The organism is Sphingopyxis bauzanensis (assembly GCF_002205675.1).
Taxonomy (GTDB): Bacteria; Pseudomonadota; Alphaproteobacteria; order Sphingomonadales; family Sphingomonadaceae; genus Sphingopyxis; species Sphingopyxis bauzanensis.
On sequence record NZ_NISK01000001.1, the window covers coordinates 906,429 to 928,749 of the forward strand.

The 22,321-nt window shown below is 65.0% G+C and carries 16 protein-coding genes; 8 read left to right on the forward strand and 8 right to left on the reverse strand.

Annotated elements, in window-relative coordinates:
* The first annotated feature begins 71 nt into the window (after nt 1-71).
* On the forward strand, nt 72-1,481 hold the full coding sequence (locus tag CDQ92_RS04485) for a methyltransferase family protein (protein ID WP_229666994.1): 1,410 nt from the start codon (nt 72-74) through the stop codon (nt 1,479-1,481).
* 46 nt (nt 1,482-1,527) lie between these two features.
* Here CDQ92_RS04485 and CDQ92_RS04490 read toward each other — a convergent pair whose 3' ends face one another.
* The 4 genes from CDQ92_RS04490 to CDQ92_RS04505 all read right to left on the reverse strand — a co-directional run bounded on the left by CDQ92_RS04490 (nt 1,528) and on the right by CDQ92_RS04505 (nt 8,689).
* The gene (locus tag CDQ92_RS04490; RefSeq protein ID WP_088440146.1) at nt 1,528-3,798 is read right to left on the reverse strand and encodes a TonB-dependent receptor; all 2,271 of its coding nucleotides are present in this window, start codon (nt 3,796-3,798) and stop codon (nt 1,528-1,530) included.
* Nucleotides 3,799-3,954: 156 nt separating this feature from the next.
* The gene (locus CDQ92_RS04495; protein WP_088440571.1) at nt 3,955-5,328 is read right to left on the reverse strand and encodes a glutamate--cysteine ligase; all 1,374 of its coding nucleotides are present in this window, start codon (nt 5,326-5,328) and stop codon (nt 3,955-3,957) included.
* 539 nt (nt 5,329-5,867) lie between these two features.
* Nucleotides 5,868-7,781, reverse strand: a complete 1,914-nt coding sequence (locus CDQ92_RS04500; RefSeq protein WP_229666995.1) for a proprotein convertase P-domain-containing protein — start codon at nt 7,779-7,781, stop codon at nt 5,868-5,870.
* A gap of 158 nt (nt 7,782-7,939) precedes the next feature.
* A complete protein-coding gene (locus CDQ92_RS04505) occupies nt 7,940-8,689 on the reverse strand; it encodes a 16S rRNA (uracil(1498)-N(3))-methyltransferase (RefSeq protein WP_088440147.1) in 750 nt (249 codons plus the stop codon).
* 204 nt (nt 8,690-8,893) lie between these two features.
* Here CDQ92_RS04505 and CDQ92_RS04510 point away from each other — a divergent pair, with 204 nt between their 5' ends.
* The 4 genes from CDQ92_RS04510 to ubiA all read left to right on the forward strand — a co-directional run bounded on the left by CDQ92_RS04510 (nt 8,894) and on the right by ubiA (nt 13,109).
* Complete coding sequence (locus CDQ92_RS04510; protein WP_088440148.1) at nt 8,894-10,876, forward strand: TadE/TadG family type IV pilus assembly protein; 1,983 nt, start codon at nt 8,894-8,896, stop codon at nt 10,874-10,876.
* Nucleotides 10,873-11,466 carry a TadE/TadG family type IV pilus assembly protein gene (locus CDQ92_RS04515; protein ID WP_088440149.1) on the forward strand — a complete coding sequence of 198 codons (594 nt, stop codon included), beginning with the start codon at nt 10,873-10,875 and terminating at the stop codon, nt 11,464-11,466. The genes CDQ92_RS04510 and CDQ92_RS04515 overlap by 4 nt, the downstream gene beginning before the upstream one ends.
* Before the next feature lie 29 nt (nt 11,467-11,495).
* Nucleotides 11,496-12,134: a TadE/TadG family type IV pilus assembly protein gene (locus tag CDQ92_RS04520; RefSeq protein WP_188682202.1), complete on the forward strand. Its 639-nt coding sequence runs from the start codon at nt 11,496-11,498 to the stop codon at nt 12,132-12,134.
* Nucleotides 12,135-12,200: 66 nt separating this feature from the next.
* Nucleotides 12,201-13,109 (forward strand): 4-hydroxybenzoate octaprenyltransferase, encoded by a 909-nt coding sequence (gene ubiA, locus CDQ92_RS04525; RefSeq protein ID WP_088440573.1) that lies wholly within the window; start codon nt 12,201-12,203, stop codon nt 13,107-13,109.
* Nucleotide 13,110: 1 nt separating this feature from the next.
* Here ubiA and smc read toward each other — a convergent pair whose 3' ends face one another.
* From smc to CDQ92_RS04545, 4 genes are all read right to left on the reverse strand, one after another.
* Complete coding sequence (gene smc / locus CDQ92_RS04530) at nt 13,111-16,554, reverse strand: chromosome segregation protein SMC (RefSeq protein ID WP_088440150.1); 3,444 nt, start codon at nt 16,552-16,554, stop codon at nt 13,111-13,113.
* Between the two features lie 303 nt (nt 16,555-16,857).
* Nucleotides 16,858-17,598, reverse strand: a complete 741-nt coding sequence (locus CDQ92_RS04535; protein WP_088440151.1) for a thioredoxin domain-containing protein — start codon at nt 17,596-17,598, stop codon at nt 16,858-16,860.
* A gap of 36 nt (nt 17,599-17,634) precedes the next feature.
* On the reverse strand, nt 17,635-18,351 hold the full coding sequence (locus tag CDQ92_RS04540; protein ID WP_088440574.1) for a thioredoxin domain-containing protein: 717 nt from the start codon (nt 18,349-18,351) through the stop codon (nt 17,635-17,637).
* Nucleotides 18,352-18,368: 17 nt separating this feature from the next.
* On the reverse strand, nt 18,369-18,941 hold the full coding sequence (locus CDQ92_RS04545) for a DUF721 domain-containing protein (protein WP_373289571.1): 573 nt from the start codon (nt 18,939-18,941) through the stop codon (nt 18,369-18,371).
* A gap of 26 nt (nt 18,942-18,967) precedes the next feature.
* Here CDQ92_RS04545 and CDQ92_RS04550 point away from each other — a divergent pair, with 26 nt between their 5' ends.
* Genes CDQ92_RS04550 through nudC form a run of 3 tightly spaced genes read left to right on the forward strand, consistent with a single transcriptional unit; the run spans nt 18,968 to nt 22,160 of the window.
* Nucleotides 18,968-20,008 carry an A/G-specific adenine glycosylase gene (locus CDQ92_RS04550; RefSeq protein WP_229666996.1) on the forward strand — a complete coding sequence of 347 codons (1,041 nt, stop codon included), beginning with the start codon at nt 18,968-18,970 and terminating at the stop codon, nt 20,006-20,008.
* Complete coding sequence (locus CDQ92_RS04555) at nt 20,005-21,291, forward strand: serine hydrolase domain-containing protein (protein ID WP_088440153.1); 1,287 nt, start codon at nt 20,005-20,007, stop codon at nt 21,289-21,291. Before CDQ92_RS04550 ends, CDQ92_RS04555 begins: the two co-directional genes overlap by 4 nt.
* On the forward strand, nt 21,291-22,160 hold the full coding sequence (gene nudC / locus CDQ92_RS04560; RefSeq protein WP_088440154.1) for an NAD(+) diphosphatase: 870 nt from the start codon (nt 21,291-21,293) through the stop codon (nt 22,158-22,160). Before CDQ92_RS04555 ends, nudC begins: the two co-directional genes overlap by 1 nt.
* The last annotated feature ends 161 nt before the right edge of the window (nt 22,161-22,321 follow it).

Consider the following 22,321-nt stretch of genomic DNA (forward strand, 5'->3'; position numbering starts at 1 on the left):
CCGCTGCGAATCGCCAAATAACATTGACGGCTTGCTTACCAATTTTTGCTAGGGCCAAGTCAATGAATCCCATGGTCAAAACCGATCCGTCCGGCACTTTCGGCGCGTCTGCGTCGCAGACCGTCAGCACGGTGCGCCCGCGTTCGGCGGTTAGCGCTGGGGTCGGCTTTGTCGGCCTCGGGGGCTTGCTCGGCTACTTGCTGCTGGCGCGCTACGCCCCCGAAATCGCCGCTTGCCTTGGCATCGACTGGGGAGCGCGCGGTCCGATGAGCGGTCCCAATTCGGCGATCGCCAGCGTGCTGGCGTGCGGCATCCCGATGGTGCTGTGGTCGGTGTTCGTCGACAAGGTGCATCGCAATCCGTCGACCGGGATTGACTGGGCGCAGCGCCGTCCGTGGCGCGAGACGGTTGACATCAGCCTGACCAAGCTCGCCGGACTGTGGGCAACCTGGGGGCTGATCGCGCTGATCTATGCGACCATGCGCTATTATTGGACGGGCAATTACGCCTTTTCGATGGACCTGCTCGAACGGGTGGCTCCGTGGCTGCTGTTGGTATCGGTGCCGTACATGCTGTGGCTCGACCGCCGCATGATCGAGCCGCGCGACGGCTGCTATCAATTCGGTCGCTGGCTGATCGCAAGCCCAAAGAAGGGTGGGCGCCAGCCGGTCGACGGGCGTGCGATCGGCCATCATCTGCGCGCCTGGGCGGTGAAGGGGTTTTTCACCGCCTTCATGCTGTCGATCGTGCCGGGCAATTTTTCGGCGCTGGTCACCGTGCCGATGCGCGACGTGCTCGCCAACCCCTATATGACGGGGATCTGGACGCTGAATTTCCTCTATCTGATCGACGTCCATATCGCGACGGTCGGTTATATCCTGACCCTGAAGCCGCTCGATGCGCATATTCGCACCGCGAACCCCTATGGCATGGCGTGGGTCGCGGCGCTGGTCTGTTATCCGCCCTTCATCCTGATGAGCGGCGGCCCGCTCGATTATCAGGTGAACGGCGCCGACTGGGGGCATTGGCTGGCGGGACAGGAGAGGTTGCTGATCGTCTGGGCGGTCATGTTAGCGCTGCTCACCGCGATCTACAGCTGGGCGACGATGGCGTTCGGCATCCGCTTTTCGAACCTGACCCACCGCGGCATCATCACCCATGGTCCGTACCGCTTCACCCGGCACCCCGCCTATGTGTCGAAGAATCTGAGCTGGTGGGTCGCCGCGATGCCCTTCCTCGTCACCGCGGGCGGCTGGGTCGAGGGTGCGCGGAACGTCGTGCTGCTCGCGATGGTCAGCGGGGTTTATTACTGGCGCGCCAAGACCGAGGAAAAGCACCTCCTCGCCGATCCTGCCTATGTCGCTTACTGGAATTGGGCGCAGGCGAACGCCTTTGTCCCCCGCCTGTGCGCGCGGCTGACCGGGCGCCAACGCCCGCTCATCCGGCTCGAACCTGACGAGCGCGTCGGACCGGTCGCCTGAAATCTCATCCTCCCCATGGTTTCGCCACAGGGAGGATGGAGCGGGCTCAGAATTTCACGCTGGCTTCAACCCCATAGATTCGAGGTTCGTTGACGTAGCTGGTGATGTTGTTGAAATCGATGCCGCCGGTCGGCGATTCGTCGTTGGTGATGTTGCGGACGAACCCCGCGACATCGAAGCGGTCGGTGCGATATCCCACGCGCAGACCACCCTCGATCATCTTGTCGTCCGAGAACTCGACCGACTGATAGAGGAAGAACTGGATCTTCGAGCGGTAATACCAGTCTGTGAAGGCGTAAATCGCGCCGTTACCGACGGGGAATTCATAACCCGCGGTCCCGTTCAGCGTCCACTTCGGCGACTGCGGCAGCTGGTTACCGTCGATCGAGAAGATGCCTGGGCTACCCGGACGCGCCGGATCGAGCACGGTGCATGGCGTCGCCGAACCGCAGCCCGCGACGAAGGCGTTGGCGTCGTCGATCTCCGCGACATTCCACGCGCCGCCGATCGAGAAGGTCAGGCCTTTGGCGGGTGCCGCCTGCAATTCAGCCTCTATGCCATGGCCCTTTGCGTCGACGTTGAGCAGGCTCGCCACGTTCGACGTGCCGCCGACCGCGGTGAGTTGCAAATCCTTGGTGTCGAAATAATAGCCGGTGAGGTTGAAGCGGACGCGGTCATCGAAGAACGCGGTCTTGATCCCCGCTTCATAGGACATCGTCTCTTCCTGATCGGCGGTCGAGATCGTCCGCGAAAAGGTCAGGCGGCCCTGCACCGACGGCGCACGGTAGCCGCGTGCGACACGGGCGTAGAAGGTGAGGGCGTCCGACGCTTCATAGGTTGCGCTGGCGTCCCACGTCAGCAGCTTGCCCTTGACCGTGGCAGCCTGCGGCGGAACCGGTGTGTTCGGGCTGACCACGAAGGGCGGGCGCGTTTCGACCGGACGCGACGCGACGAAAGCGCGCGTGTCGTGATTGTAACGCGCGCCGGCCTGCAGCTTGAAGCCGTTGTCGAACGCATAGTTGACCGAACCGAAGATGCCATAGGCCTCGCTGTCCTGGCGCTGCACGGCGATCGCCGACGGGGTTGCGTCGGTCGGGCCGCCGAACTCGAAGCTCGAAATGTCGAGCTTCTCGTCGAAATAGAAAGCGCCGACCTGGTAGCCGAGCCCGCCGCTGTTGTTCGACGCGATACGGATCTCCTGCGTAAACTGGTCGAGGCTGGGAACATTGTCCTGGCTTTGCGCCTGGAACGGGATGAGCCCCGGACCCGATACGGGCAGGAAGACTGCGCCGAAGCCGCCGTCGATGTCGCCGCGGCTGCGGAAATTACCATTCCAATAGGAGGTGATCGAATAGGCGGTCACCGGCCCAAAATCATATTCGAGATTCAGTCCTGCGTTATAGGTGTTAAGCTTCTGGAAGTTCAGGCCGTCCTGATAGACCTTGTCGCGCTCGAATTCGGTGCCCGCGCCGCCGAGGCCGACGAGCTTGTTGCTGCCCGGTACCTGCGTGTTGGCGCGGAAGATGATCGCCGAACCGTCGTAGATGCGGACCTGACCGGTCACGCGACCGGTAAAGGGACCGTTTTCATACTGCAGCTGCAGGCGCGCGGCGATGTCGTCATAGCCGCCCAGATCCTTGGCTTTCGTCGTCGCAATATTGTCGACCCAATTGTCGCGATGCTGGAACAGGGTCGACAGGCGAACCGAGAAGCCATTGTCATCGGCGGCGCCCGCCGCGACCTCGACCTGGGTGGTGCCATAGCGGCCATAGCTGGCGCGGGCATAGCCGCCGGTCTTGCCGGGCTTGACGGTGTCGAATTTGACGATGCCCGCCGGCGTGTTGCGGCCAAACAACGTACCCTGCGGCCCGCGCAGCACTTCGACGCGATCGAGGTCGAAGATCGGAAAACCTTTGAGGATCGGGTTTTCGAGCACAACGTCATCATAGACGAGGCTGACCGGCTGCGAGGCGTTGAGATCGAAATCGGTGTTGCCAAGGCCGCGGATGTAGAAACGCGGGAAGGTGCGGCCGAACGAGCTTTCGATGTTGAGGCTGGGGACCCGCCCCGCAAGCACGCGCACGTCGGAGCCCGACGAAGTGATTGCATCCAACGTGTTGCCCGACAAGACGCTGACCGCAACCGGCACGTCCTGCAAGCTCTCTTCGCGGCGCTGCGCGGTGACGATGATATCGCCAAGGCCACTGTCGATTTCGGCGACGGGCGTATCCTGCGCGGCGGCGGGAGCGGCCCAGCTGCCGGCGGCGAGGATCGCGAGAACGGGGGCTATAGCAGTAGCGGAAGGAAAGTGGCGCATGGGCAAGCTTCCTGGAACAGAGTGACGATGGGAGAGGCGAAAAACCAACTTCTCTTTGGCTTTCGGCGCGCGCGCGATCAATCGCGGAAGCGGACACTGCTGACTTTCGTGTCAGCAGTGTTGCGCAATTGCTGCACTTTTGGGGCGAAAATACCCCTAGAAGCTGAGCTCGTCGTAGATTTTCGACAGATCGCCGCCCCACGGTCCTTCGTAGCGGTCGAGCAGGTCGTGCGCGGGCGACTTGCCGCTTTTGGCGATGCGGCGGAGCGGTTCGAGGAAGCCGACTTCATTGTCGCCCATCGAATTGACCTCGCCGCGTGCCGCCAGGCCTGCTGCGGCAATGTCGAGCACGCGGTGTGCAAGTTCGCCCACCGTTCCGCCGCCGGGAGCCGGGGCGTCGAGGCCTTCACTGGGGACCGCGTCGCGCAGCGCCTGCTGCTCCTCAATGCTCCAGTTTTTGACAAGGTCCCAGGCGGCATCGAGCGCGCCCTGGTCGTAGAGCAGGCCGACCCACAGCGCTGGGAGCGCGCAGATGCGGTTCCACGGGCCGCCGTCGGCGCCGCGCATTTCGAGGAAGCTCTTCAAACGCACTTCGGGGAAGGCGGTCGACAGATGATCGTTCCAGTCGGAGATGCGGGGCTTCTCGCCGGGCAGCGCGGGCAGCTCGCCCTTCAGGAAATCGCGGAAGCTCTGGCCCGCGGCGTCGATATATTTGCCGTCGCGGAAAACGAAATACATCGGCACGTCGAGCATATAATCGACATAGCGTTCATAACCGAAGCCGTCCTCGAACACGAAGGGCAGCATGCCGGTGCGCGCCGGGTCGGTGTCGGTCCAGATGTGGCTGCGGTACGACATGAAGCCGTTGGGCTTGCCCTCGGTGAAGGGCGAACTGGCGAAGAGCGCGGTGGCGAGCGGTTGCAGCGCGAGCGACACGCGGAATTTCTGCACCATGTCGGCTTCGGATGAATAATCGAGGTTGGTCTGGATCGTGCAGGTGCGCAACATCATGTCGAGCCCCATGCTGCCGACGCGCGGCATATGGTCGAGCATGATTTTGTAGCGGCCCTTGGGCATGATCGGCAGTTCGGCGCGGGTCTTGTCGGGCCACATGCCAAGCCCGAGGAAACCGAGCCCGAGTTCGGCGCCAACCTCTTTAACCTGTTTCAGGTGGCGGCCGGTTTCGGCGCAGGTCTGGTGGAGATTTTCGAGCGGCGCGCCCGACAGCTCGAGCTGCCCTGCGGGTTCGAGACTGACAGTCCCGTCGCTGCCCGCGAGTGCGATCACCTTGCCGCCTTCGATCACCGGTTCCCAGCCGAAGCGGGTGAGCGCCATCAGCAGGTCGTGGATGCCGCCGGGTTCGTCATAGCTCGGCGCGCGATAGTCGGCGGTGCGATAGACAAATTTCTCATGCTCGGTGCCGATCCGCCAGCGGTCCTTGGGCTTCTCGCCCTGGATCATCGGGGTGGCCAGTTCGTCGCGATGTTCGACGATGGGATCGTTGCTGTCCGAGGCGGTGCGCGTGCTCATATGGCGCATTTAGACTGTCCAGTACAGAATGCAATCGACTGTTGAGCAGGCGTGTGATTGGGCGCTATTTGACGAGCCCGCGCAGGTTGATCGTAAAGCTCGATCGCGGAACCATCGACCCCTTGGGACGAATGCGGAGGAGGGTGACATTGGCATCGACACCCTTGGCATCGATCGTCGGCACCTAAGTCCAGCTGGCGCCGCCATTGTTCGTAAACTCCAGATCGTCGGCCGCGTTTGCCAGGCTGGTGAAGCTGTAGGTCAGTCCGCTGCTGCCCGCCGTAAAGCGTACCGGGCCGGAACCGGGGGCATAGTGCCGACGAACAGGCTGAGGTTGGTCTGCAGCGCGTCGGTGACGATGACGCTGTTGTTCGTCGGGCTGGTGCTGGCGGGCGCGGTAATGGTCAGGCTGTAATTGGCAAAGGCGCCGGGGATCAGCTTTCAGTTGATCAGCCCGTTCACGGGGGTCGCTGTAGGCGAGTGAGGTCTTGGCGATCGACAGCGGCGCGACCTGCGCCAGAACGGGCGATTGGGCAGCATCAATTGATCGTCACGTTGAAAGTGATCGCGAGAGCGGTGCCGGGCGCTAGCGTCAGAGCGGTGGCGGCCACCGTCGTGCCGGTGATCGACGCCCCGAACGGATCGTTTTCGTCGGCGCCGCTGGCATTGTCGTCTTCGACTGTTGCCGCACCAGCACAGGTCGCGCCGCTGCGCAACGAACCGGGGACAAAGGTTGTCGGCGCGGGCAGCGCGTCGGCGACGTTCACTGCAGTGGCGGTGCCGCTGCCATTGTTGGTGACAAGCAGGCAGTAGCGCATCGTTGCGCCGGGGATCGCCTTGGGGTCAGTGGTGCCGTTGGTCGGGTCACTGACGACGCTGCTCGTTTTGGCGATCATCAGATTGGCGGTCGGGCGGCAGAAGGTGATATCGTGGATCGCGGCGCCCTGCTGCCCCGGATCGGCGGGGGCCAGGCTGTGGCTGCCATAGGTGATGCTGATCGTATCGACCGGCGCCGAAAAGGTAACGACAACATTCCCATTGGCGCTGCCGTCGGCCGACGTCACGTCGCCATAAGCGCTGTTGCCGATGACATAATTGCTGATTCCGTTGGTCAACGTCGGGGTGACGGGTGCGCCGTTGAAGCTGCCGGTCACGGTCAACCGATCGGCGAACTGGCCCGCGGCATAGTCGATGTCGATGACGCGGAACTGCGCTCCCGGTACCGCCGTCGGCAATGTCATCGTCGTCGTGATAGCGCCGGACTGGCTGGTGAAATCGGCAATCTGGAAGATCGAAAATTGTGCCGGAGTTAAGCCGCCGGTGACGACATTCTGCCGCGTCGGCGACTGGCCACCATAGGTGGCGTTGTTGAGGAAGGCGCCGCCGCTTAGCCCGATATTGAAATTCATCGTGCCGATCGCAGTCAACGCGTAGCTGCCGCTGGTCGATCCCGCACCCCAACTAACGCTGTCCCAGTCGTGGACCGTGCTGCCGACCGGGCAAACGAGCGTCGGCGCCGTGCCTGCGACGCGCGTTCCCGATACGGTGAAGCTGGCGGAGTCATAATCATCCTCGCCCGCGGCGCCGTTGCCGGGGGCCGAGTCAAAGTCGAACGCCGACGAGGCGCTGACTTCGGCGATATTGGTCACCGTCGCGCCCGCGGTCGCGGTAACGGTCCCGCTGATCGTCAGGGTGCGGGTGGTGCCGGGCGGGATACTGCCGACCGTCCAGACGCCGGTGCTGCTGTTGTAACTGCCGAAACCCGAGGCGCCGGTAAAGGCGAAGCCTGCGGGCAGCGTGTCCTGCACCGTCACCCCGGTGGCAGTCAGCGCCGACCCGCTCGCGTTGGTGACGCTCAGGACATAGTTGATGCTGGTGCCGAACGCTGGCGCGGCGTTGCTCACCGATTTTGTCAGGGACAGGTCCGCCGACGGTGCGATCGGCACCGTCGTCAGCGTCAGGTCGCTGCGCGTGAAAGTACCGCTGTCGCCGTTCAGCGAATCACAGATGGTGAGCTGCCACGTTCCGACCGACCCTTGGCCGTTGAAGCTCGCGAGCGAGCCCTCGGGGTTGAAGTTGCGTTGATAGGGCGGCGCGGCGCTGGTGTTGTCATTTGCCGTATGGGCCGTGATGCTGGTCGCGGCGCTGTCGTCGAACAGGACGTTCAAATTGTCGGCCGAGGTGCCGGCATTGGTGATCAGATTGACCACCGTGCCGGTTGGCGACACCAGGGTCGCGCGAATGTCACCGCGATACGTATGGGAAAACTGGACGCCGATATTGACATCGGAGATCTGCGCGTTGGCAGCGACGGTGAAATTGCGCACCATCGGGCTGGCACAGGTGGTCGCGGCTTCGCTGATCGTGCCGGGGGTCGAATTGCTGTAGGTGGTGGTCGTCTGCGCCGCTGCCGGATTGGCGGCAAGCGTCAGCGCCAGCCAGACGAGCGCCAAAAGGGCTCGTGCAAACTGTGCGTGCTGGCCCCCACGCCAGCAATATCGGCTCTGGTCCTGCCGTTGCATCGGGTCGCTTTGCCCGTGCATAGCTAATATGCGGTTAAAATCCGTTGCTTGGTGCAAATTCTGTCCGGGAACGGAACAGCTTCGCGCCTTCAGGCACCGTCGGCCCAGTCGCCATTCAGGGCCATCCACAGGCTGATTGCGGCAATCGCCGCGGTCTCGGCGCGCAGGATGCGCGGGCCAAGCGCGATGCGCCGTACCGCTGCGTTGGCGAGCAACAGGTCGCGCTCGCGCGTCGTGAAGCCGCCTTCGGGGCCGATCAGGATCGCGGCGGGGGCTGGGGCGGCCACGGAGGAGAGCGGCACGCCCCCCGCTTCGTCGGCGAACAGCAAGGCGCGAGCGGTGGGCCAGTCGGCCAGCAGCTGCGCCAGCTTGACGGGTTCGCCGAGCACCGGCAGCGCGGTGCGCCCGCACTGCTCGCACGCCTCGATAACCTGCGCCTCCAGCCGCCCGCGCTTGACGCGCTCGACAATCGTGCGTTCGGTAATGACGGGTTGCAACCGCGCGACCCCAAGCTCGGTCGCCTTTTCGATGATCCAGTCAAGCCGCGCCTTTTTGACCGGCGCGAAGCACAACCACAGATCGGGAACCTGCTCGATCGGACGCATCTGGCGTTCGACGCGGACGGTCAGCGACCGTTTGCCCGCATCGGCGACGCTGGCGAGCCATTCGCCGCTGCGGTTGTCGAACAACAGGATGGGCGCCCCGGCCTTCAGCCGCATGACGTTGAGCAGATAATGGGCGGCAGGGCCGTCGATCACTTGCGAGGCGTCGATTGACAGCGGCAGATCGACAAACAGGCGGGGCGTGCTGGCAGGCGGCCAGGCGGGCGTTGCGGGCATAGGACGTGCGATAGCAGACGCTGATAATTTGCGCACCCGCCGCGTGCCAAAGGCCTTATTGTCCCGTTGCGGGCCAAACCGGCCGTTTTGAGCGCATATCGCACATCCGGCGATTAGCAGTTTGGTAAGCAGTTCCGCCCTAGTGCGAGGTACCAGCCACGCATCTGTAGTGGGCCGCGTGTCTGGACCATGAGGGGTTAGACCATGCGCGGGACCATTTTCAGCCGGCTGCGGCTGGGCACCAACAAGCTGTTGCGCGACAAACGCGGCAACGCAATGTTCCTGACCGCGGCCGCCGCACTGCCGGTGATCGGGCTTATCGGATCGGGCGTCGATATCGGGCGCGCCTATATGGCGCAGCTGCGCTTGCAACAGGCGTGCGATGCCGGGGTTCTGGCCGGACGCCGCGCGATGGCGGGCAGCATCTACTCGACCGCGGCACAGGCCGAAGCCGACAAGATGTTCGACTATAATTATGCTGACGGAGCCTATGGCAGCACCGAAGTGACCTTCACGTCGGTGGCGCAAGGCGCGTCGAGCGTTTCGGGTACCGCAACCGCGACCCTGCCGACGGCCTTGATGCAGATTTTCGATTTCGATGAGTTCGATCTGGCGGTTAACTGCGCGGCGAAACTCGAAATTTCGAACGCCGACGTGATGATGGTGCTCGATGTCACAGGGTCGATGGCGCAGACTAATGTGGGCGACACAATCAACCGCATCACCGCGCTCAAAGACGCGACGATGGACTTTTTCGATACGCTGACGGGCGCCGAAATGGGCGATGGCCGGCTGCGCTTTGGCGTGGTGCCGTACAGTTCGTCGGCGAATGTCGGCAGCATATTGTACGCCAAAAACCCGTCCTGGCTGTCGGACAATGTGCTGCTGCCGTCGCGCACGCCCGTGTTCAAGGTTGTTTGGGGCAATGCGACCACCGAACAGTCGGAGGAATATACCGACGGCAACACGACCTATGGCAATTATTCGAACGTCAGTACGGTCAATGGCCAAACCAGCTCAACTTGCGGCAATCTTGAGCCGCCTTCCGATACGACGCCGACGCCCAGCGGTTCGCCCAATTCGAACCAGACAGCGCAATATGTCGATGGCAATGGCAATCGTATCACGACCTACGACACCAACCAGACCTATACCTATTATAACTACCGCTACACCTGGTCGAACAACCGCTGCCGCCTGCAGCGCCGCGTCGCGACCTTCGCCCGCACCTATACGACCACGGTGACCGAAACCCCGACGCAGTCGTTCGACAATAAATATACGTACCAGGATCGCGTGTTCGACGTCAGCCAGGCCAAAGCCGGATCGGCGATCGAGACCGACACGGGCGATTCGGGCGTGACCGTATCGAACACCTGGGGCGGCTGCGTCATGGAACGCGGTACCGAGCCTTTCGGCCCCACCGATGCGGCGCCGGCCGACGCCCATGATATGGACGTCGACACCGCGCCGACAAGCGACGATGATACCAAATGGAAAGTGCTGATCCCGCAGATCGCTTTCCCGCGTGCGAGCGGCCCGGGCTCGACGCCGTCGACAACGGGATCGATCACCGTCAACAGCAGCAGCGTTTCGAGTAGCACCAGTACCAACGGGAGCTGGCAGAATTATTCGCGTTACTGGACGAACGGCTGGGGCGTGTGCCCGGTGACAGCGATGAAGCTGACGACGCAAACCGCCAGCAATCGGTCGTCGTTCAACACATATATCCAGTCGCTGCAGCCGCTGGGCGGTACCTACCATGACGCGGGAATGGTATGGGGTGTCCGGCTGCTGTCGCCTGATGGCATGTTCGCCGACGAAAATTCGACCGCTCCGAACAACCGGCCGATAAGCCGCCACATCGTTTTCATGACCGACGGCGACATGGCCCCAAACATGGGCAACCTGTCGTTTCAGGGATATGAGTGGTTGATGAAACGTGTTGGCGGGACAAGCGACAGCAATTTGACCACCCGCCACAACAACCGCTTCGCGCAATTGTGCGAAAGGGCGAAGGCAAAGAATATTACCGTCTGGGTGGTTAGCTTTGGCGTGTCCCTGAACAGCTCGCTCACCAATTGTGCGACGCCGGGCAAGGCCTATCAGGCGAACAACGCGGCGCAGCTCAACGAGAATTTTCAGGCGATCGCCCGGCAAATCTCGAAACTGCGATTGTCGCAATGACGCGCCGGTCGTTCATCCATTGCCTGCGCCGCAACGAAAGCGGCAATGCAATCGTCGAGTTTGCGCTGACCGCGCCGCTGTTTTTGCTTATCCTGATGGGGATCTTTGACTTTTCCTGGCAGATATACGGCAAGCAGGTGTTGCAGGGGGCGGTGAGTAAGGCGGCGCGTGATGCGACGTTGGAGGGCAATGCGCTCAACCAGGCTGCGCTCGACGAAAAGGTCCGCCAAAAGGTGCTCAACGTGTTCAAGGACGGCGAAGTTACCTTCGTCCGCAAGGCGTATGACAGCTATAGCGAAGTGGGGCAGCCAGAAGCCTTTACCGATTCGAATAACAATGGGCAGTATGATGCCGGCGAATGTTTCGAGGACGTCAATGGCAATGCCAGCTGGGACGCCGACCGCGGCCAGACTGGCAATGGCGGCGCCGAAGATGTCGTCCTGTACACGGCGACGCTCGAAATCGACCGCGTCCTGCCGGTATGGAAAATGATGGGTCAGTCGCAGCAGAGCTCGATGACGGCGACCACTGTGCTGCGCAATCAGCCTTATAATGCTGCGACATCGACCAAGCAGGTGATTTGCACATGATCGCGCTTCTGCAAAGAGTCCGCCGACGGATGCGCGCTGAATTCCTTCGCCTGGCATACGACAGCGGTGCTGTGGTCATGATCGAAATGGCATTCTGCATTCCGCTTCTTGTCATCGTCGGTTTTGCCGGCATTGAGCTTGCCAATCTGACGATGTCGCATACGCGCGTCAGCCAGATTGGGCTGAGTGCGGCCGACAACGCCTCGCGCATTGCCTTTGGCAGCAACCTGTCGCTGCCGCGCGTGCGCGAGATCGATATCAACGAGGTTTTTACCGGGGTCGAAGAACAGGCGCGCGGGATGAATTTTCGCGCCAACGGGCGTGTGATTCTGTCGAGCCTTGAGCGCAATGCGGATGGCGGCCAGTGGATTCATTGGCAGCGCTGCTACGGCGATCTCGACATCGATTCGGCTTATGGTCCGCAAGGCACGGGCGCGACCGGAACCGGTTTCGCCGGTATGGGTGAGACGGGACGGGAAGTGACCGCTGCTGCTGGTACGGCGGTGATGTTTGTCGAAATCACCTATGACTATCAGCCGATGGTTGGCGCCACCTGGTTCGGGACTCCGCGCATCCGTTCGACCGCCGCGTTCAACATCCGCGAAGGCCGCGACCTGTCACAGTTATACAACCCTGCACCGGCAGCGGCGGTTTCCAGCTGCGATTGATCGCCCGGTCAAACAACCGATAAGCATTTATTGGTGGCGCGGCGGCTGCTACACGCGCCGCTGCCAATGACCGCCACCCACCCTCCCGACAGCCAGCTGCGTGGCTTTGTGGCGCTCCTGCCCGCCGCGTCGCAGCCTTATGCGCTGCTCGCCCGGTTCGACCGCCCGATCGGCTGGTGGCTGCTTTACTGGCCCTGCGCTTTCGGGCTGGCGCTCGGCGGCGGTGCGATCAACAACTGGCCGTTGTTTCTGTGGCTGCTGCTCGGTGCGATCGCGATGCGCGGGGCGGGCTGCGTCTATAACGACATCGTCGACCGCGACCTTGACGCGCAGGTCGCACGCACGGCGTTGCGCCCGATCGCGAGCGGGGCGGTGTCGGTGCGCAATGCTGCGTTATGGGCGGTGCTGCTGTCGTTCGTCGGCCTGTTGGTGCTGCTCCAGCTGCCATGGTCCGCGCAGATCGTTGCTCTCGCCAGCCTGATCCTTGTCGCGGGCTATCCCTTCATGAAGCGCATCACCTGGTGGCCGCAGGCGTGGCTGGGGCTGGTGTTCAGCTGGGGCGCACTCGTCGCCTGGGTTGCGGTCGGCGGCGGCGAGGGGATGGCGCTGCCGTTGCTCTATGCCGGCTGCATCGCGTGGGTGATCGGCTACGACACCATTTATGCGCTACAGGATATCGAGGACGACATGCTGATCGGGGTCAAATCGAGCGCCCGCGCAATGGGCCGCCATGTGAAGGGCGGCGTCGCGCTTTGTTACAGCTTTGCGCTCGCCTGCTGGGGCGGCGCATTGTGGGCGGTGCGTCCCGACCCGCTGGTGCTGATTGCGCTGCTCCCTGTGGCAGTACATTTCACGGGTCAGGTGGTGACACTCGATCCCGCCAACGGCGAGGATGCGCTGTCGAAGTTCCGCAGTAATCGATTTGCGGGGCTGCTGGCTTTTGCCGCGATGCTGGTTGTGGGGATGGCGCCCTAGCTCATTCCGCCGCGAGCAATTCCTCGGCCGCGCCCAGGTCGACCGACACCAGGCGGCTGACGCCCTTTTCGATCATCGTCACCCCGAACAGCCGGTGCATGCGCGCCATCGTCACCGCATTGTGGGTAACGATCAGATAGCGGGTGTTGGTTTCGCGCGTCATGCGGTCGAGCAGGTCGCAGAAGCGCTCGATATTGGCGTCGTCGAGCGGTGCGTCGACTTCGTCGAGGACGCAGATCGGCGCTGGGTTGGTCAGGAACAGGCCGAAGATCAGCGCGACCGCGGTCAGCGCCTGCTCGCCCCCCGATAACAGGGTGAGCGTGCCGAGGCGTTTGCCCGGTGGCTGCGCCATGATTTCGAGTCCGGCCTCCAGCGGGTCGTCTGAATCGACGAGTTCGAGATGCGCCTGTCCACCGTCGAACAGCGTCGTGAACAGCCGCTGGAAGTGGCCGTTAACGGTCTCGAACGCCGCGAGCAGGCGGACGCGGCCTTCGCGGTTGAGGTTGCCGATCGACCCGCGCAGCCGGTGGACGGCCTGCGTCAATTCCTCGATCTCGGCGGCGCTTTTTTCGCGCTCTGTGTCGAGTTCGATCAGCTCGTCGGCGGCGACCAGGTTGACCGGGCCGAGCCGCTCGCGGTCGGCGATCAGCCGGTCATGCTGCGCTGATTCCTGTCCCGCATCGGACACGCTCTCGCCGTCAAACCCGGCCTTTTGCGGTAGCAATGGCGGCGGACATTCGAAGCGTTCGCCCGACAGACGGCCCATCTCGATCCGGCGCAGCTCGGCATTTTCGGACCGCGCGATCGCCCCGGCGCGGGTTTCGCGCGCCGCGGCGACGCGCTCGCGGATCGCGCTGAGTGCGGTCTCGGCCTCGCGCAACGCGGCTTCAGCGGCGCGCTCCTGTGCTTCGGCAGCGGCGACCTTGTCGCGCAGCGCCGCCTGCTGCGCTTCGGCAGCGGCGCGCTGTTCGGCGAGCTTGGCCGGGACGTCAGCGAGTTTCGCGGCTTCGGCGGCCAGCGCGTCAGCGCGCTTGTCCATCTCGGTGACGCGGCGCGCGGCTTCGCCCGCGCGCGCTTTCCAGCTCCTGATTTCGGCGGTCACGACCGCCTGCCGTTCGCTCAGGCTCGCGAGGCTACGTTCGTGCGCGGTCAGCGCTTCGCGGGCGCTGTTGGCGTCGCCTCGCGCGCGTTCGGCGGTCTGCTCCTCAGCATCGAGCGCGGCGCGCGCGATGCTGTCGTCGGGCAGCGCCGCGATCGCCGCTTCCTGCGCCGCCTGCGCATCGGCGGCTTCCTTCGCCGCGGCAGCGATCTCGCCGAGCCGCCGGTCGAACAGCGCTGCGGCGTCGCGATGCCGGTCCAACGCCGCCTGCGCCTGGTCGGCGGCACGCAGCGCGGTGCGACGCGTTTCGTCCGCCTGCGCCAGTGCTTTCCGTGCAGCGGCGGCGGCTTCGGTCAGTTCGGCGGCTTTAGCAGCGGCGGCATCGCGGCGGTCGCGCATTTCCTGCGCGCCCAGCTCTACCTGCGGGCGCTGCGCCGCCAGCGCCTCGAGGCGGTTCTGGCGTTGCAGCCGTTCGGTCGCGGTGGCGCCGTCACCGCGCGCGACAAAACCGTCCCAGCGGCGCATCACGCCGCCCATCGTGACGAGCCGCTGGCCGACTGCAAGCGGCTGGCCGCCGTCGATGTCGGCGACCGCGACTTGCGCGAGACGGCGGGCGAGTGCGGCAGGCGCTGTCACGAAACGGGCGAGCGGCTGGGTGTCGGTCGGCAGCGCGGGGTCATCGGTTAGCGTCTCGGCGCCGCCCCAACTGCGCGCTGCGCCTCCGTCGGTCCCGGCATCGAGATCGTCGCCCAAGGCGGCGGCGAGCGCGGCCTCATAGCCCGGCGCGACGCGCAGCTGGTCAAGGATGCGGTCCTCGTCGCGGCGTCCGGCGGCCAGCGCGCGTTCGAGCGTCGCGGCCTCGCCGTCGAGCGCGGCCAGCGCGGTGCGCGCTTCGGCCAGTCCGGCTTCGACCCCGGCGAGATCGGCGGCGGTCGCTTCGCGGTCGGCTTCGGCATTTTGCAGCATGGTTTCGGCGGCGGCGATCGCGGCTTCGGCGGCTTCGGCGGCCTTCACGCTGTCAGCATGGGTCGCCGCTAGCGTGCTGCCGTTGCCCAGCGCGGCGATTTCGGCATCGATGCGCGCCTTGTCGGCAGCAATCCGGCGGACCGCGGCGTCGGCGCTGTCGCGGGCCGATACCGCGATGCGGCGATCGGCGGCCTCGCTCGCCGCTTTTGCGCGCGCCTGCGCCAGCGCTACCTCGGCATCGCGGAGCCGGACCTGCGCCGCGAGGTTGGCGTCGGCGAGCGCCGCCTTGCCCGCGTCGTGCGCGGCGATGGCCTGCGCCAGCGATTTGGTCTCGGTATCGAGCGCGGTCAGCGCGCCATGCGCTTCGCGGGCCAGTTCGCCTTCGCGGCCCCGGTCATCCGCGAGGCGCGTCTGCTGCGCCGCCAGATCGTCGAGGCGTTGGTGCGCGGCGCGCTCCTCGCCCTGCAGCCGGACCTGCGTCGCGGTCACTTCGGCGAGCGCGTCGCGCTGTGCCTGCGCGTCTTGTCGGGCAGCGGCGACGCGGGTCGCGACCTCGGTCTGCGCGGCGGAGACGGTTTCCAGTTCGTGTTGGGCGGTCTTGACCGCCGCCTCGGCCGCATCACTGTCGCGACGCGCCTGATCGGCGGCGGCTGCGGCGTCGCGCCAGCGCGCATAGATCAGCCGCCCTTCGGCAATGCGGATCTCGTCGCTCAGCTTCTTGTATTTCTCCGCCGCGCGCGCCTGCCGCCGCAGCGCATTGGCGCGCACTTCCATGTCGGCGGTGATTTCGGACAGGCGCGTCAGATTGGTTTCGGTTGCGCGTAATTTCTGTTCGGCGTCCTTGCGGCGGACATGTAGTCCGGCGATCCCGGCGGCTTCCTCCAGCATCGCGCGGCGGTCGGTCGGCTTGGCGGCGATGACGTTGGCGATCTTGCCCTGGCTGACTAGCGCCGGGCTGTGCGCGCCGGTCGCGGCATCGGCAAAGATCAATGCGACGTCCTTGGCGCGCACGTCGCGGCCATTGGCGCGATAGGCTGATCCGGTACCCCGTTCGATACGGCGGATAACTTCCAGATCGTCGCCGTCGCCGCCATCGGAGAGCCCCGCGACGAGTGCGCCTTCGGTGTCGCAATGGAGCGCGACCTCGGCAAAATCGCGCGCCGGTCGCGTTGCGGTGCCGGCGAAGATGACGTCTTCCATGCCGCCGCCGCGCATCGATTTGGGGCTGGATTCGCCCATCACCCAGCGAATCGCTTCGAGCAGGTTCGACTTGCCGCAGCCGTTCGGCCCGACGACGCCGGTCAGCCCGGGCTCGATACGCAGTTCGGTGGGTTCGACGAAGGATTTGAAACCGGTGAGGCGCAGGCGTTTTATCTGCACAAGGGTACCCCGTGCAGTTTGTCGAATCGCGGATGTTGCAACGCTGCTGTCACATATCCCCCCAAGCAGCCGTCATGCCGCGCGGGCGGGGGAGTCGCAAGGGGGTCAATATTCCTCCCTGTGCCGCAGGCATGGGGAGTTGGCAGCGCCCTTCGGCTGCCTTGCAGGCGCTTAGGATAAACTGCGCCGGAGGCGCAGCGCTGACGGAGGGGCTTGTGGCGCACGCTCGCAATGCCCCTCCGCCACTTGCTTCGCAAGCGGCCCCCTCCCCATCGCTTCGCGACGGAGAGGATTTCGATTGCGTCAGCGTGCGCCCATTGTGCGCAGGCGGTCGCGGAGCGGACCCCAGGTGTTGATGCCTTCGACGACCTGGCCGTTGAGCACGAACGTCGGGGTGCCGGTGATCTGATATTTCTCGACCCCCGCGTTGGTGCCCTTTTCGATCGCCGACACATTGTCGACTTTGCTCAGGCACGCCTGGATCGTCGCGGCGGGGACGCCGCGCTGCTGGTAGAATTGATCGATGCCCCAACCCTTGGCGAGCGCGGTAAAGCGCTGTTCGGGGGGCAACTGCATCGCCGCTTCAATCCCCGGCTGCGGCTTCTGCGCCCCGGCAATGAAGGCTTCATGTTCGAGGAAAGTCGCGTCGGCGAGCGGGAAAAAGCGGTCGGGGCCAGCGCATTTCGCGATCGCGCCCGCGATCGCGTCGACCGGATGTAGCATGAACGGGGTCAACTTGTACGACACGCGGCCGGTATCGACGAAGTCGCGCTTAAGCTCTTCGTGCGAATCCTTCGTAAACTGCGCACAATGGCCGCAGGTAAAGGCGCCGAATTCTTCGAGTTTGATCGGTGCTTCGGGGTTGCCCATCACCACGCCGTCGCCGTCGAAGCTGACGACCTGCGACCAGCTTTTGCCCGCAGGGGCCGTCACCTTGGCGACGACATCCTGTTCCTTGCTGGTGTCGCTGGCACCGCCGCCGCAACCGGCCAGGGCGAGCGCGCCAAGCGAAGAGAGAAGGGCGATACGAAGCGATGCGGTCATGATGTGCTGTTCTCCGGAAACAAGATAGACAGGCTTTTACGATCCCTTGATCGCGAGGTCGAGTTTCGATTTGAGTGCCGGCCAGGCGACGGCTTCGGCGTTGCGGCCGTTGATGAAAAATGTCGGGGTGCCGCCGACGCGATCGGCGCGGCGCCCGATATTGGTCATCCCGGTGAGTTCGGCCTGCGCAACCTCGCTGTCGAGCGCGGCGTCGAGTTGCGCCTGCGTATAACCGCGTGCGCGCATCAGCGCGGCGAGCCCGGTGTCAGCGGCGATCTTGCGCGCGCGTTGGGCGGTGGTGCCTTCAAACCAGCTTGTTTTCTGCGCGTCGGCGGCCTTTGTCACCTTGGCCATCCAGGTGTCGAAAGCGGTAAAGATCGCCTGATGGTTGCGCGCGAACGCGGCGGGTCCGCCACAGCGGGCGAGCAGCGCCGCGGTCATATCGACCGGGTCGCGCACCAGATTGCGATATTCGAACAGGACAAGGCCGCGGTCGATATACTGCGTCTTCAGCGGTGCCGAGCCCAAGTTCGCGAAGTCGGCGCAGACGTGGCACGTGTAGCTGAAATATTCGACCAGCCGAACCTTGGCTGCCGGGTTGCCGACGACATGGGCGCCGATCGGGCTGGTTGTCACCTTCGATGACCAGAGCGCAGCTTTGGCTGGCGTCGCGGCGATCAGCGTCAGCGCGGCGCCCGACAGCGCGAGGATGGCGGTGCGGCGATCGAGCGAGGAATCGTCAAATGCGGCCATCTGCAGCGGGTCTTTCTTCAACTGATCCGGGGCAATTTGGGCGCGGCGGCGAGTCCCGCCGCCATGCGTTCGAGCACGGTGCGCAGTTCCGGGTCGCCGATGTCGCGCAGGCTGTCCCCCAGCTCGGCGGGTACGGGTTTGAGCATGGCTGGTGGCTGAACGGGCGCCGCCGGTGTGACGTGACCGTGGGTCATCCGCACCTGCGCGACCGCGGCATAGCCAAAGAAGCGGTTGACCGCGGCGATGATGTCGGGCGCGACATGTTGCAGCATCGGGGCGTGCGCGCCGCTGATCGTCAGGTGCAGCGTCCCGCCCGCCTTGGCGCCGACCGGAAAGCGGATCATCGCGGGCTGGGTGACGTCGGCAAGCCGGTCGCCGACAATCTCGCGCCAGCGACTGACAACCGAGCTCTGGATAAATCCGAATTTACGAAAGGCGGCGCGGCCGATTTCGGGGACAAGGTCGGAGATCGCGCGCGCCTCGCCGCCGCGCGGGCGTTCATAGACGCGCACCGGCGCCTTGGGCTTTTTCGCCCCTGCCTTCGCCGCCGCCTTTTTGGCGGGCGGGCCGTCACCGCTGTCTTTCGTCATCGCGGGTGCCATGCCATAGACGGGGGGTGAGCGTCCAGACTTCCGACATCGATGAGCATATCGTTCGCGACTTCGCGCCGCGCGTCCTGGCGTGGTACGACGCCTCGGCGCGGGTGCTGCCGTGGCGGATTGCGCCGGGCAGCGACGCTGTGCCCGATCCCTATCGCATCTGGCTGGCCGAGGTCATGTTGCAGCAGACGACGGTCGCCGCGGTCGCGGGCTATTTTGCGCGCTTTACCGAATGCTGGCCGACGGTCGCCGATCTGGCGGCGGCCGAGGATGCCGATGTCATGGCCGCGTGGGCCGGGCTGGGCTATTATGCCCGCGCCCGCAATCTGCTCGCCTGCGCGCGCGCCGTGGTCGCGGAGCATGGCGGGCGCTTTCCCGAGAGCGAGGCGGCTTTGCGCGCGCTGCCGGGGATCGGCGACTATACTGCGGCGTCTGTCGCTGCGATCGCGTTTGGCCGACCGGCGGTCGTCGTCGATGCCAATATCGAAAGAGTCATGGCGCGCCACCGCCTGATCGCGACCCCGCTGCCACTCGCCAAGCGCGAAATTCGCGCAGCGCTGATGCCGCTGGTACCGCAGGATCGACCGGGCGATTTCGCACAGGCGCTGATGGACCTTGGCGCGACGATTTGCACCCCGCGCAGCCCCGTCTGCGCAATCTGTCCGCTGATGGCCGACTGCCGCGCGCGCGGGCGACCCGATATCGAGCGGCTGCCGGTCAAACCGCCGAAGAAAGCCAAGCCGCGCCGCCACGGGCTGGCGCACTGGATCGTCCGTGAGGAGCGGGTCTGGCTTGTCCGCCGCCCCGGCAAAGGCATGCTCGGCGGGATGCGCGCGCTGCCCGGCGGTGACTGGACCGATACCCGCCCGACCGAGTCGGGCGTCGCAGAGGTCAATCATGGCTTCACCCATTTCGATCTGACGCTGAAACTCGTGCATCGCGAATCCCACGATGCCGCAGCGGAAGGCGAATGGTGGCCGATCTCAGACCTTGACGCGGCGGGGCTGCCGACGCTCTATCGCAAATTGATCGACAAGATGCTGGAGAGAGACGGATGAACATGATGGTTTCGCGCCGCGCGCTGCTCGGTGGTCTGGCGCTGGGTGGCAGTGCCGCGCTCCTGCCGCGCGCTGCGTTCGCATTCAGGGAAAGCGGGGCGCAGCTTTACCCCGCGACCCACGCATTCATCAAAGGCTTCGTCGACCGCCGCGAACTCGCCGGTACCCTCGCCGCGATCGGCAAGGGGCAGGGAACGGCCGAATTTTTCGGCGCCGGGGTGCAATCGCTGAGCGACCCCGTGCCGGTCGGTCCCGACACACTGTGGCGGCTCTATTCGATGACCAAGCCAGTGACGGGCATCGCGGCGATGCTGCTGATCGAAGACGGCAAGATGAAGCTCGACCAGCCGATCGCCGATTTCCTGCCAGGCTTTGCCCGGATGCAGGTCCAGAACACCCCAGACGGGTCGATCACCGACCTGCGTCCGGCGAACACCCAGATTACCGTGCGACACCTGCTCACCCATACCGCAGGGCTCGGCTATAATATCATCCAGAAGGGGCCGATCAAAAAGGCCTATGACGATGCCGGTATCGTCGGCGGTTCGGCGAGCCGTTTGCCGATCCCCGGCATGGCGCCGGTGACGCCCGCGCCCAGTCTGGCGGCGATGGCCGACCGCCTCGCTGCGCTGCCGCTGATCTATGAACCCGGCACCCAGTGGAGCTATTCGATCAGCCTCGACCTGCTCGGCCGGGTGATCGAGGTTGCTGCCGGGCAGCCGTTCGACGCGTTCCTGAAAGCGCGGCTGTTCGATCCGCTCGGCATGACCAGCACGAGTTTCCAGGTCGGTGCCAAAGACGTGGGACGCTTTACCACCAACTATGCACCCTATGGCGGTGCGCTGATTCCGTTCGATCCGGCGACCAGCTCGATTTATCTCGATCCGCCGCCCTATCCGTTCGGCGGCGGCGGGCTGGTGTCGAGTGCGCGTGATTATGACCGTTTCCTCGCGATGCTGCTCGGCGAGGGTGCGACCGGCGGGAAACGCGTGATGAAAGTGGAAACGGCACGGCTCGCGATGTCAAACCTGATTGATGACAGCGTGAACCGCAAAGGGACCTTTATCGACGGTCAGGGCTTTGGTGCGGGCGGGCGCGTGTCGCTGCCGAGTTCGCCGGGCGGCGCCGGCATTTTTGGCTGGGCGGGCGCCGCCGGAACGATCGGCTTTGTCCACCGCGGGCTGGGTTATCGCGCCGCGGCCTATGCGCAATATATGCCGTCGGGCGCGCTGCCGTTTCAGGAGAAGTTCGGCGAGACCTTCTTCAAGGACGTGATGGCCTGATGCCGTTGCCGCTGGGCTTTACCGGCGCGCGGCTCGACCGCGCCGACCAACTGCGCAGCGATTCCGCCCGCTTTGGCGCGGCGCGGGCCGACCCGCGCGCGCGCTGCTTGCTGCTCGACGGGATCGATTGTGTGCCGGGCGAGGGCGGTGGGTTGTGCTGGGAACCGCTCGATCCTGCCGATGACCGCGCGCTGATGCTGCTCGGCCTCGACGATGCCGGTATCCCCCATTTTGTCCGCGAAGCCGCACCCGGGGCGCGCATCGACGCACGCTCGCGCACCGTCATGCGCCTGCTGCCGCTGCTGTCGGCCGAGGAAGTGGCGTTGTACGGCGGCGCGCGCAGTCTGGTCGACTGGCACGCGCGGCATCGTTTCTGCGCCGTATGCGGTACGCCGACCGAGGTGTTCCGCGCCGGTTGGGGGCGTCGCTGCGGCAGCTGCAATGCCGAACATTTCCCGCGCGTCGATCCGGTCGTCATCATGCTTGCCGAATGCGATGGGCGGGTGCTGATCGGACGGCAGGGCGGGTTTCCGCCCGGCTTCTTCTCGGCGCTGGCGGGGTTCGTCGAGCCCGGCGAATCGCTGGAGGAGGCGGTGGCGCGCGAATTGTTCGAAGAGGCAGGCATCCGCGTTTCCGACGTAACCTATGTGGCGAGCCAGCCCTGGCCCTTCCCGTCGTCCCTGATGATCGGCTGCCGCGCCGTCGCGACCGATCCGGCGCTGACCCTCGACACCACCGAGATCGAGGCGGCGATGTGGGTCGACAAGGCCGAGGTGCGCGCCGCGCTCGCGGGCGACATGGGCGCGCCGTTTCTGGCCCCGCCGCCACTGGCGATCGCGCGTTACTTGCTCGAGGATTGGGCGGGGTAGCTCCTCCCTTTCGCGCAGCGATGGGGAGGGACCGTTCGCGAAGCGAATGGTGGCGGGGCCGCAACCTTCGCGCCAAAGCCCCTCCGTCAGCGCTGCGCCTCCGGCGCAGTTTATCACGAGCGCCGGCAAGGCAGTCGAAGGGCGCTGCCACCTCCCCATGG